Origin of the sequence: Kutzneria sp. 744 (assembly GCF_000568255.1) — a bacterium.
Taxonomy (GTDB): domain Bacteria; phylum Actinomycetota; class Actinomycetes; order Mycobacteriales; family Pseudonocardiaceae; genus Kutzneria.
This window is the reverse complement of record NZ_KK037166.1, coordinates 3,043,243-3,054,784: the sequence shown is the minus strand read 5'-3', so window position 1 is coordinate 3,054,784 and position 11,542 is coordinate 3,043,243. Positions and strand designations below refer to the sequence as shown.

12 protein-coding genes are annotated in these 11,542 nt (G+C 71.2%); all 12 read left to right on the top strand.

Going from position 1 to position 11,542, the window contains the following annotated elements; all coding sequences use genetic code 11:
- The first annotated feature begins 1 nt into the window (after position 1).
- Complete coding sequence (locus tag KUTG_RS61185; protein WP_198047149.1) at positions 2-331, top strand: AMP-binding protein; 330 nt, start codon at positions 2-4, stop codon at positions 329-331.
- 169 nt (positions 332-500) lie between these two features.
- Positions 501-1,379 carry a class I adenylate-forming enzyme family protein gene (locus KUTG_RS61180; protein ID WP_198047148.1) on the top strand — a complete coding sequence of 293 codons (879 nt, stop codon included), beginning with the start codon at positions 501-503 and terminating at the stop codon, positions 1,377-1,379.
- Positions 1,380-1,393: 14 nt separating this feature from the next.
- A complete protein-coding gene (locus KUTG_RS13555) occupies positions 1,394-1,687 on the top strand; it encodes an acyl carrier protein (protein WP_043717169.1) in 294 nt (97 codons plus the stop codon).
- A gap of 73 nt (positions 1,688-1,760) precedes the next feature.
- Positions 1,761-1,991 (top strand): phosphopantetheine-binding protein, encoded by a 231-nt coding sequence (locus tag KUTG_RS13550; RefSeq protein WP_052394443.1) that lies wholly within the window; start codon positions 1,761-1,763, stop codon positions 1,989-1,991.
- Positions 1,988-3,106 (top strand): beta-ketoacyl-[acyl-carrier-protein] synthase family protein, encoded by a 1,119-nt coding sequence (locus KUTG_RS13545; RefSeq protein WP_043717166.1) that lies wholly within the window; start codon positions 1,988-1,990, stop codon positions 3,104-3,106. The genes KUTG_RS13550 and KUTG_RS13545 overlap by 4 nt, the downstream gene beginning before the upstream one ends.
- Entirely contained in the window at positions 3,103-3,603 is a 501-nt protein-coding gene (locus KUTG_RS13540) for a hypothetical protein (RefSeq protein ID WP_052394437.1), read from the top strand. Before KUTG_RS13545 ends, KUTG_RS13540 begins: the two co-directional genes overlap by 4 nt.
- Positions 3,600-5,267, top strand: coding sequence for a class I adenylate-forming enzyme family protein (locus KUTG_RS13535; protein ID WP_043717165.1), 1,668 nt, complete (start codon positions 3,600-3,602; stop codon positions 5,265-5,267). Before KUTG_RS13540 ends, KUTG_RS13535 begins: the two co-directional genes overlap by 4 nt.
- Position 5,268: 1 nt before the next feature.
- Complete coding sequence (locus KUTG_RS13530) at positions 5,269-5,757, top strand: hypothetical protein (protein ID WP_043717164.1); 489 nt, start codon at positions 5,269-5,271, stop codon at positions 5,755-5,757.
- Positions 5,758-5,759: 2 nt separating this feature from the next.
- Complete coding sequence (locus KUTG_RS13525) at positions 5,760-6,698, top strand: NAD-dependent epimerase/dehydratase family protein (RefSeq protein WP_043717162.1); 939 nt, start codon at positions 5,760-5,762, stop codon at positions 6,696-6,698.
- Entirely contained in the window at positions 6,695-8,587 is a 1,893-nt protein-coding gene (locus KUTG_RS13520) for an FAD/NAD(P)-binding protein (RefSeq protein WP_063753518.1), read from the top strand. Before KUTG_RS13525 ends, KUTG_RS13520 begins: the two co-directional genes overlap by 4 nt.
- A complete protein-coding gene (gene pcaB / locus KUTG_RS13515) occupies positions 8,584-9,924 on the top strand; it encodes a 3-carboxy-cis,cis-muconate cycloisomerase (RefSeq protein WP_043717161.1) in 1,341 nt (446 codons plus the stop codon). Before KUTG_RS13520 ends, pcaB begins: the two co-directional genes overlap by 4 nt.
- 205 nt (positions 9,925-10,129) lie before the next feature.
- The coding region (locus KUTG_RS13510; protein ID WP_157495553.1) for a carboxypeptidase regulatory-like domain-containing protein at positions 10,130-11,542 on the top strand (1,413 nt) is incomplete at its 3' end.

Genomic DNA, 11,542 nt, shown 5'->3' with positions numbered 1-11,542 from the left:
CATGCGGCTCGTCTCCGACCTGTTGGCCCAACACCACGACGACCTGCCCTACCTGATCGCGGATCACGTTGTGACGCACGGGGAACTGCGTGAGGCGGTGAAGCTGGAGGCGGCGCTGTTCGCCTCGGCCGGCGTCCGCGAGGGCAGCACCGTCGCCCTCCAGGTGCCGCCCAGTTTCACCCAGATCGAGGTGCTCCTGGCGCTGTGGCAGCTCGGCGCGCAGGTGATGGTGGTCGACCACCGCCTCAAGCCGGCCGAGGTCGAGCAGCTGCGGGCGCTGTGCCGGCCGCAGCACGTGGTCCGGGCCGGCGCGGCCGGCTGCCCCGGCTGAGCTTCCGCTCGCGGCACGAGCTCGTCACCGAGAAGCGTTCGACGCCTGCCCGCAGCAGCGATCACCGGTTGATCAGTTCAGTCGGGTTCGACCGGCCGGCCCAAGGTGGTCGGGCGGCCCGAGGCCTCGATCGCCGCCGAGATCCGGCGGTTCAACCAGCTCACCCGGCATGCCGGCGCTGGGGGAGCGGGTGCTGCTGCTCAGCTCCACGGCGCACAGCTTCGGCCTGATCGCCGGGCTGCTGCACTCGCTGTTCGCCGGCGTGGGCGTGGTGTTCGCGGCCAAGGTCGCCGCGAGCGACATCCTGCGGGCCGCCGCCGATCACGAGGTCAGCGCGGTGTTCGGGGTGCCGTTCCACTACGAACTCCTTGCCACCGCTGACAATCCACCGCTGCTGCCGTCGTTGCGGTGCGCGGTGTCCGGCGGCGAGCTGATGCCGCCGGCCGTCGCCGACCGGTTCCACGAGGTGTACGGGGTGCGCGTCGGCGAGTCCTACGGCACCACCGAGACCGGCGTGATCGCGATGGACGTCAGCGGGCGGCTGCGGCCGTCGGTCGGCCCGGCCACCCCGGGCATCCTGCTGCGCATCCAGGACGGCGAGATCGAGGTGCGGCTGCCGGCGACGCCGTACCTCACGGCCGACGGTCAGGACCGCTACGTCGACGGCTGGCTGCGGACCCGGGACCGGGCCGAGCTGACCGTGGACGGCACGGTCCGGCTGCTCGGCCGCGGCGACTCGCTGGTGGTCATCGGCGGTCTCAAGGTCGACCTGACCGAGATCGAGGACGTGCTGACCCGGCACGGCTCGGTGGCCGAGGCGGTGCTGGTGCACGGCGACGTCATCGAGGCCTATGTGTCCACACAGGACACCGACCTGGCGGCCGAGGACCTCGTCCGCTGGTGTGCGTCCCAGCTGGCCGACTACAAGGTGCCGAAACTGGTCCGGGTGCTGCCCACGCTGCCCCGCACCCCCAACGGGAAGCTCATCCGCGACCGCAGCGCGCTGCGCGCGGCCGCGCTGGTCTCCGGATCCGCCCTATCTGCCTGAGAGGAACCACCGACATGACTGCGTCCACAGTGGACGACGAGCGGGTGCGGGAGTTCGTGCTGAGCACGCTCGCCGTCGAGATGAACGTGCCCATCAACCGGGAGACCGTCACCGACGACAGCCCCATCGGCACCAACGGCATCGACCTGGAGTCGCTGAGCCTGGTCGAGCTGACGCTGCGGCTGGAGCGGGAGTTCGAGGTGAAGATCCCGGACACCGACATCGAGGCCATCGGCGCCATGACCCTGGGCCAGCTGGCCGCCGACATCGTGCGACGCAAGGCGACCCAACAGGAGCCGGCGCAGTGACCGAGCTTGCGAGGGCGCCAATGAGCACAGGGACCTGGGTCGCGGACCCGCCGAGCGTTAGCGAGGTGGGCCAGTGACCGAGCAGGAGGTCCGTGAGCTGCTGGCCGACCGGCGGATCTTCCCGGACCTGCCGGCCGACCTGCCGGCCGACGCCGAGCTGGTGATCGACTCGATGGCCCTGGTGTGGCTGCTGCACCAGGTGAAGGCCCGCTTCGGCGTCGACGCCGACCCGGAGGACTCCGAGCTGGACGAGTTCACGTCGATCAGTCGGATCACGGCGTACCTGAACCGGGTACGGGCATGACCGGCGGGGTCGTCGTCACGGGGTACGGCGTGTTCACGGCGTTCGGCTGGGGCGAGAAGGCGTTGCGGGACGGGGTGTTCACCGGCACCCAGGTGTTCGCTCCGGCCAACCGCTTCGACCCGACGCCGTTCCGGACGCCGATGACCGCCGCCGCGGCCGGCGACCCCGATCTGGTCGACGTGCTCGGCGGCTGCGCCGACGACGCCGTGGACATGGCCGGCCTGCCGCCGGGCACGGCCGGGGCGACGCTGCTCGGCTCGGCCGGCGACTGGAAGTCGGTGACCCGGTACTCCCGCGGGCTGGATTTTTCGCCCGGTGCCGGCGTTCCCGGCGTGCTGGCCGGCGCGGTGGCCGACCGGGTGGGCTTTCGCGGGCCACGGCTGGCGTTCACCAACGCCTGCGTGGCCTCGGCCTCGGCGCTGATCCACGGCTGGCGGTTGATCACCGCCGGCCGGCAGGACGTGGCGCTGTGCGCGGGGGCGTACCTGGTCGAGGAGGAGAACATGGCCAAGTTCGACTCCGGCCGCACCCTGTCCAAGGACGGCGTCATCCGGCCGTTCTCCTTGGACCGCACCGGTTTGCTGCTGGGCGACGGCGTGGCGGCGATCGTGTTGGAGTCCGAGGAGCACGCGCTTGCCCGTGGCGCTCAGGTGCTGGCCCGGATGACCGGCTTCGGCGTCGCCTCCGACGCCTTCCACATCGCCAAGCCGCACCCTGAGGGCCGGGGCATCGCTTCCGCCGTCTCGCAGGCCTTTCGCCGGGCCGGAGTGTCCGGTGTGGACTACGTCAACGCGCACGGCACGGGGACCCCGGCCAACGACGGCGCGGAGACCAACGGCCTGCGGGCGGCGCTGGGGACCAACACCCCGATCAGCTCGACGAAGAGCACCACCGGGCACATGCTGGAGGCCTCCGGCGCGGTGGAGTTCGTGGTGTCGCTGCTGGCCCTGCTCGACGGCGCGGTGCCGCCCACGGCCGGATACACCACCCCGGATCCGGCCTGCGACCTCGACTACGTGACTGAGGGACCGCGACGGCTTGCGCTGCACCGGGTCCTGTCCCTGAACGCCGCGTTCGGCGGCATGAACACCGCGATCCTGTTGGAGCAGCCGTGATCACCGTAGCCGGCGCGGAGCTGACCGGGGCGCTGGAGCCGGTGCCCGGTTTCATCGAGTCCAACTTCAACCCGCTCGTGTACCGCGCGGCGGTGGAAGTGCTGACCGGCCGGGAGTTCGACGGCTCCCGGTTGGCCGTGGTGGTGTGCAGCCTGATCGGCGACGCCACCACCACCGGCCTGGCCAGCCGGCTGCTGGTCGACGGGCAGGTGCACAACGCCATCCTGTTCATGCAGGCCACCGCCAACGCCGTGCTGGGCTACCTCAGCCGCGAGTTCGACCTCACCGGGCCACTGCTCAGCATGTCCACAGTGGACGATGATCCGCGGGACACCGCCGAGCTGCTGCTGGCCGACCCCGAGCTGGACGCCGTGCTGCTGCTCACCGTGGAGCTGGCCGCCGACGAGCGCACCGCCGCCGCGTACCGGCTGCTCGGGCGCACCCCACCGACCACCGACGGCGCGACAGCGCTCCTGTTGGAGAGGGACCCGCAGTGATTTCCAAAGAAGAGCGCGCCCGGATCAACGCGGACACCGAGCTCGGCGCCGGCAATGTGCTGCACCGCATCAAGGAGTACGGGCGGTCGCCCGACGAGCCGGTGCTGTGGACCGACGGCACCTGGCTGGCCCCCGACGGCAGCCGGCCCGAGGTGCTGACCTTCGGCCAGCTGTACGAGGCCGTGGAGACCTACGCCGGTTTCTACGCCGGCCTCGGTATCAAGCCGCGGGACGTGGTCGGCGTGCTGACGGCGTCCAGCACCGAGTTCGCCATCAACTTCATGGCGATCAACTCGCTGGGCGCGATCCCGTCCTTCGCCAATGCCAAGCTGCGCCCGGAGATCGCCCGCGAGTACATCCGCCGGCAGGGCGCGTCCGGGGCCGTCACCGACGCCGAGCGGTACGAAACCCTGGCCCAGAGCGGGGAACTGGGCTTCGTCATCACGGCCTCCGACGTGCGGCCGGAGCACCGCGACCAGCTGCCGGCGACGGGCTGGCCGTACCGGCACGACAAGACCGACCCGATCATCATCTCGCACTCCTCCGGCACCACCGGCATGCCCAAGGCCGTGCCGCACACCCACGAGACCCTGCTCTACGCCCAGCTGCACCGGCTCAAGCTCTCGGTCGGCGGCTCCATGGGCCGGCTGCTGGTGGCCCTGCCGGGCAACCACAACGCCGCCATGTCGGTGATGATGTTCGGCCTGCTGCTGGGCTCGCCGGTGATGATGCTGTCCAGCCAGCGCGGCGAGGACGTGCTCGACGCCGTGCAGAAGTTCAAGCCCACCACGGTGTTCGGCTTCTCCGGCACCTACGCGCAGATGGCGACGGCCGATCTGTCCCAATGGGACACCTCCAGCATCGAGGCGTACTACAACACCGGCGACGCCGCCCACGAGGCGCACATCCGGGTGCTGGTCGGCCTGGGCAGCCACGAGGAGATCGGCGACGACTTCAAGCCGCACCGGGTGCCGGGCTCGGTGTTCACCGACGGCCTCGGCTCGTCCGAGACGGGATACTCCATCTTCCACAACGGGCACAAGCCCGGCAGCGCCTCCTTCGGCCGCTGCATCGGCAAGCCGATGAGCTTCGCCCAGGCCGCCGTGCTGTCCGAGGACGGCCGCCCGCTGCCGGCCGGCGAGGTCGGGCGGCTCGGCGTGAAGTCCCCGACGCTGACTCCCGGATACTGGAACGACTCCATCACCTGGCACCGGCTGCGGCTGGGCGGCTACTGGCTCACCGGCGACCTGTCGTACCAGGACAAGGAGGGCAACTTCTACCACCTGGACCGGGTTCCCGACGCCATCCGCACCCGCGACGGCATCGTGTTCAGCACCCGCACCGAGGAGTTGTTGCTGGCCAACCGCCCGGAGCTGGTGGACTGCACCGTCACCGCGATCGTCGAGGACGGCGTGCAGGCCGACTGGGACGGCGACGGCATCGGCGACGCGTACGTGTTGTTGCAGTTCGCGGGGGCGCAGGACCCGGCCGAGGATCTGACCGTGTGGGTCAACGAGGTGTTGTCGCAGCACGGATTTCCGCCGGTCACGCGGGCCCTGCGGATGGACTACACCGATGTGACCGTCGGCGTGACCGGTAAGGTGCTCAAGCGGGTGATGCGCGAACGGGCCAAGGAGCTGGTCGCGCGCGCCGAGGGGAAGTGACGTGGGGGCTCCGATGGAGGTGTACCGGCTGTGGTGGCTGCACGACGCCCGCTGGTACCAGGGGGTCGCCAGCCGCTTCGGCCAGGACGTCGCCAACGAGATCAACGCCGAGGCCATGCGTTTTGTGGCCACCCGCGTGGGAAAACAGGTCGCGAGGGCGCACGGTGAGCCCGTGGCCGACGCCGACTCGGCGACGCTGGCCAAGCTGTACGAGCGCTGCGCCGACATCATGTTCCCGAACGAGCTGCGGGACGGCGGCGTGACGGCGCTCGACGACGAGCTGCTGGAGCTGACCATGCGGCAGAACTTCGCCGTGGTCATGGTCCGGATGGCCGGCTCGCTGGACGGATACCGGTGCCCCTGCACCGAGATCCACGCCGGCTGGTCGGACGGGCTCGGGGTGACGCTGACGGAGAACAGGGCGACCGGCTGCCTGCGGCACGGGGATCCCGCGTGCCGCCTGCTGATGCGGGTCGGAGGGAGAGGCTGATCATGCGGGTGTTGCTGGCCGGTGCGACCGGGGTGCTCGGGCGGGAGCTGCTTCCGTTGCTGCGGAAGGCAGGCCACCACGTGACCGCGCTGGTGCGCGGTCCCGTCCAGGACCTGGACGCGGACGCCGTGGTCACCGGCGACCTGTTGGACGGGCCCGGGCTGGTGGCGGCCGTCGCCGCCGCGCGGCCGGAGGTCGTGGTGCACCAGGTGACCGCGTTGCGGCCGGTCAGCGGCGACACCCGCTGGGAGGTCTTCGAACGGACCGCGCACGTGCGCCGCGTCGGCACGGCCAACCTGGTCGACGCGGCCCGTGCCGCCGGCGCGCGGCGGATCGTGGCGCAGAGCATCGCCTTCGCCACGGCTCCGTCTGGTGGTCCGGTGCTGGCCGAGGACGCGCCGCTGTACGTCGAGGCCCCGGACGCCACCTGGGCGTTGACCGTGCAGGCCGTGGCGGCGTTGGAACGAACCGTGCTCGACGCCGCGGACCTCGCGCCGATCGTGTTGCGGTACGGCAGTTTGTACGGCCAGTACACCCTCTACGACGCGTCCGGGGCCATCGGCCAGGCCGTGCACCTGGGCCGGTTGCCGCTGGTCGGCGACGGTGCCGGGCTGACCTCGTTCGTCACCGTCCGGGACGCCGCCCTGGCCACCGTGCTGGCGGTCGGGCACCCCGCCACCGGCGTGTTCAACATCGTCGACGACGCCCCCGCCCCGGCCCGCTCCTGGCTGCCCGGCTACGCCGACCTGCTCGGCGCGCCGGAACCCAAGCGCATCCCCGTGGACCTGGGGGAGCGGCTGCTCGGCTGGTACGGGGCCTACCAGCAGACCCGCCAGCGCGGCGCCTCCAACGCCAAGGCCCGTCGCGAGCTCGGCTGGCGTCCGACCGTGCCGACCTGGGAAGACGGCATCTGCCAGGTCCTGTCGGAGGTCGCGCGGTGAGGATCTGCGTCATCGGCGCCGGTCCGCGCGGCACGTCCGTGCTGGAGCGGATCATCGCCAACCGCGCGCCGGGAATGCCCGTCGAGGTGCACCTGATCGACCCGTTCCCGCCCGGGGCGGGCAGTGTGTGGCGGATCAGCCAGTCCGGCACGTTGCTGATGAACACCGTCGCGTCCCAGGTCAGCCTGTACACGGACGAGAGTGTGGAACTGGATGGCCCGGTCGTGCCGGGGCCGAGCCTGTACGAGTGGGCCCGGTCCGTCGCCGACGCGGACTATCCCGCGCCGGTGCGGGAGGAGGCCGCGAGGCTGGGGCCGGACACGTACCCGAGCCGCGCTTTGTACGGCTACTACCTGGAATGGGTGTTCACGCGGCTGCTCGCGCGGGCCGGCGACGTGGCCGTGACCGTGCATCGCGGCACCGCTGTCGCCGTCGACGACCAGCCCGACGGCCGGCAGACCGTGCGGCTCAAGAACGGGTCCACTGTGGACGCCGATGCCGTCGTGCTCGCACTGGGGCACGGCCCCGTCGTGCTCACGGCCGAGGAGACCCGGCTGCGGGACTTCGCCGCCGAGCGGGGGCTCACCTACATTCCGCCCAGCAATCCCGCCGACCTCGACCTGTCCCGGATCGAGCCGGGGGAGAAGGTCGCGCTGCGCGGCCTGGGCCTGAACTTCTTCGACTACCTGGCGCTGTTCACCAGCGGTCGGGGCGGCCGCTACGAGCGCACCTCCGACGGGCTGGTCTACCACCCGTCCGGCCTGGAGCCGGCGATGTACGCCGGCTCGCGTCGTGGCGTGCCGCACCACGCCCGTGGCGAGAACCAGAAGGGCCCGGTCGGCCGGCACACGCCGGTTTTCCTCACCCCGCCGGTGATCGAGCGGTTACGTCGGTCGGGTCGGGTCCGCTTCATGCGCGACGTGTGGCCGCTGATCGACAAGGAGGCCCGCGCCGTCTACTACGCGACGCTGCTGGCCGACCGCCTGCACGCAGACCGGGTCGCCGAGTTCTCCCGGCTCTACAGTGAACTTCTCGCCGCCGACGGGGACGACTCCGCGTTGCTGGCCCGATTCGGCGTGGCCGAAGGGGAACGGTGGAACTGGGAGCGGATCGCCAAGCCCTACGGGGAGAAGGCGTTCGGCGACCAGGCCGACTACCAGCGGTGGCTGCTCGGCTATCTGCGCTCCGACGCGCGGGAAGCCATGCGCGGCAACGTGTCCAGCCCGCTGAAGGCCGCACTGGACACGCTTCGGGACCTGCGCAACGAGATCCGCATGGTCGTGGACCACGGCGGCATCACCGGCGGCTCCTATCGTGACGAGCTGGCCCGCTGGTACACGCCGTTCAACGCCTTCCTGTCCATCGGGCCGCCACTGCGCCGGATCGAGGAGATGACCGCGCTGCTGGAGGCCGGCGTGCTGCGCGTGCTCGGGCCCGGCGTTCGGGTCTCCCTCGACGAGATGTTCATGGTGGACGCCACTTCCGTGCCCGCGCCGCCGATCGCCGTCACGACTCTGATCGAGGCCCGCATTCCCGACGTGGACCTCAACCGCAGCGCCAATCCACTGCTGCGCTACCTGAAGGCCACCGGCCAGTGCCGGCCGTTCCACATCCCCGACGAGGGTTCCGAGTCGTTCGAGAGCGGCGGTGTCGCCGTCACCGCCCGGCCGTACCACGTGATCGACGCCACCGACCGGCCGCATCCCGCTCGGTTCGCCTACGGCGTGCCCACCGAGTACGTTCACTGGGTGACTGCCGCCGGTATCCGCCCCGGCGTCGGCTCGGTGACGCTGGAGGACTCCGACGCCATCGCGCGGGCCGCGCTGTCCGTGCGAACCAGGCTGTCAGTAGGCAGCCTGTCGGCGGCGGACGTGGGGAGGCTGGCGTGACCGGTACCGACTCCGGTTTGCTGGCCCCGACCTGGGCCGGCACGCCCGTGGCCGGGGAGACCGACGACGAGGCGTGGCTGCGGGCCATGGTCGACGTCGAGGCCGCCCTGGCCCGGGCCCAGGCCCGGCTCGGGATCGTGCCCGACAGCGCCGCCAAGGCCATCTCCGCCGTCTCCGCTGATCAGCTCGACGTCGTCGCGTTGGCGGTCGCCTCTCGCGGCGCGGCCAACCCCGTTGTCGCCTTCGTGCCGGCGTTGATGAAGCTCGTGCCCGCCGACGTGGCCGAGTACGTGCATCGGGGCTCCACCAGCCAGGACATCCTCGACAGTGCCACGATGCTTGTCGTGCAGCGGGTTCGGTCCCTGGTTCTGGCCGACCTCCGCCGCTGCGCCGAGGCCCTGGCCCGGCTCGCCTCGCAGCACCGCGAGACCTTGATGGCCGGCCGGACCCTCACCCAGCACGCCGTGCCCACCACGTTCGGGCTCAAGGCCGCCGGCTGGCTCTCGCTCGTGCTGGACGCCATCGAACGCCTCGAAGCCCTGGTGCTGCCGGCCGAGCTCGCCGGCGCCGCCGGAACCCTTGCCGCATATGTGGAGTACGGCCGGCTGGCCGGTGTTTCGGGTGGTGTCGCGCTGATCGCCCCCTTCGCCGAGGAGCTCGGTCTCGCCGAGCCGGTCGCTCCCTGGCACACCGTGCGCACTCCTGTTCTCGATGTGGGCAACGCCCTGCAGTTCGCCGCCGGGGCCCTGGGAAAGATCGGCATCGACGTGCAGGTCCTGTCCCGCACCGAGATCGGCGAGGTGGCCGAGCCCGCCGCCGACGGCCGTGGCGGTTCGTCCGCCATGCCCCAGAAGCGCAATCCCGTGTTGGCCACGCTGATCGTCACCGCCGCCCGTCAGGTTCCCGCTTACGTCTCCGTGCTGGCGGCCAGCATGGTCGCCGAGGACGAGCGGCCCGGCGGGGCGTGGCATGCCGAGTGGCAGACCCTTCGCGAGGCCTTGCGGCTGGTGGGCGGCGCGGCCTGCACCGCCGCCGAGTTGGTGGAGGGGCTGGAGGTCTTTCCGTCGCGGATGGCCGCCAACCTGGCCCTTTCCAACGGCGCCATCGTCAGCGAGCGGCTCAACGTGGCTCTCGCGCCGGTGTTGGGCAAGGCCGCCGCGAAGAAGGTGCTGGCCGAGGCCGCCCGCGAGGCCGCCGCCACCGGCAAGTCCCTGCGGGAAGCCCTGGCCGGTCGCATCGAGATCGAGCTGCCGCTGGACGACCTGTTGGACCCGGCCCACTACATCGGCGACGCCCCGGCGCTGGTCGACCGTGTGCTCCGGCACCACCGCGCCTGAGCCGCCTTCATGCAGGGAAGGACGCCTTACCCTCGTTGACCGCGGGTAAGGCGTCCTTCCCCGCATCGGGCCTAGCCCGTTCGGCGGCTTTTTCTGTCAAGTATCAAAAAATTGCGAGAAGCCGTCCGCATCCTGTCCGGTTTTCCGCAAGGGCAGAGTGCGAAGATCCGATCGTTGGCCGCCACGCCAGCGAAAGGACACACAGTTGCCCGCACTACGAACGCTGCTCGCGGTGGTGGCGACAGCCGTTGCGGCCGCGTTGACGCCGGTCGCCGCGGCGGCCGCGGCGCCGGCCCCGCCGTCGCCGCACGCCGCCGAGCACGTCTGTCCGCAGAAGCCGAGACCGGGTGAGGTCACCTGCTTCGCCCTCCAGCGCACCGATGTCAAGGGCGCGGCGGGAGTGCACGCGAACGCGGCCCCGGCCGGCTACGGCCCGAGCGACCTGGGAAGCGCTTACAACCTGCCATCGGGGACGGCCGGCGACGGCCAGACCGTGGCCATCGTCGACGCCTACGACTACCCGAACGCCGAAGAGGAGCTGGCGATCTACCGCCAGCAGTACGGACTGCCGGCCTGCACCACGGCCAACGGCTGCTTCCGGCGCGTCGACCAGCGCGGCGGCACGGACTACCCGGCCCCGAACTCGTCCTGGCAGCACGAGGAAGCCCTGGACCTGGACATGGTGTCCGCGGTCTGCCCCAAGTGCCACATCATCCTGATCGAGGCCGACGACCCGCAGGTGCCGAACATGGGCGCGGCGGTCAACCAGGCCGTGGCCCTGGGCGCGAAGTTCGTCTCCAACAGCTACGGCGCCGACGAGGACCCGTCGGAGCTGGAGATCGACAGCGCCTACTACGACCACCCGGGCGTCGTGATGACGGTCAGCTCCGGCGACTACGGCTACGGCGTGGAGTTCCCGGCCTCATCGCCGCATGTCACGGCGGTCGGCGGCACCTCGTTGCAGCGTGACGGCAGCACCCGCGGCTGGACCGAGTCGGCGTGGAACCGCGCCGGCAGCGGCTGCTCGGCGTACGAGGCGAAGCCGGCCTTCCAACAGGATTCCGGCTGTGCCAACCGAACCGTCGCCGACGTCTCCGCGGTGGCCGACCTGAACACGCCGGTCGCGGTGTACGTGCAGGGCGGCTGGGTGGTCATGGGCGGCACCAGCGTGTCCTCTCCGATCATCGCCGGCGTGTACGCCCTCGCCGGCGCGCCACGTGAAGGCTCGTACCCGAACACCTTCCCGTACAAGGATTCCCGGGCGTTGAACGACGTCTCGGGCGGTGCCAACGGCCAGTGCACGCCGGCCTACCTGTGCCAGGGCGGCGCCGGCTACGACGGCCCGACCGGCCTCGGCTCACCCAACGGCATCGCCGCCTTCACTGCCGGCGCAACAGGTTCCGTCACGGGAACGGTCACCGACAGCACCGGCAAGGCCCTACCCGGGGCGCAGGTCAAGGTCGGTGACCTGTCGGCCAACAGCGACTCCGCCGGGCACTTCACGTTGGACGTGCCGGCCGGCGTCTACAGCGCCACGGCCAGCAAGTTCGGCTACCAGGCCGCCTCTGTCGACGGGGTCGCGGTCGGCGACGGCCAGACCGTGACGGAGAACTTTTGC

Bases quoted from the DNA above. Each gene is read 5' to 3' on its own strand.
- KUTG_RS61185 (WP_198047149.1), top strand. From the start codon at position 2: ATGCGGCTCGTCTCCGACCTGTTGGCCCAACACCACGACGACCTGCCC.
- KUTG_RS61180 (WP_198047148.1), top strand. From the start codon at position 501: ATGCCGGCGCTGGGGGAGCGGGTGCTGCTGCTCAGCTCCACGGCGCAC.
- KUTG_RS13525 (WP_043717162.1), top strand. From the start codon at position 5,760: ATGCGGGTGTTGCTGGCCGGTGCGACCGGGGTGCTCGGGCGGGAGCTG.
- KUTG_RS13545 (WP_043717166.1), top strand. From the start codon at position 1,988: ATGACCGGCGGGGTCGTCGTCACGGGGTACGGCGTGTTCACGGCGTTC.
- KUTG_RS13555 (WP_043717169.1), top strand. From the start codon at position 1,394: ATGACTGCGTCCACAGTGGACGACGAGCGGGTGCGGGAGTTCGTGCTG.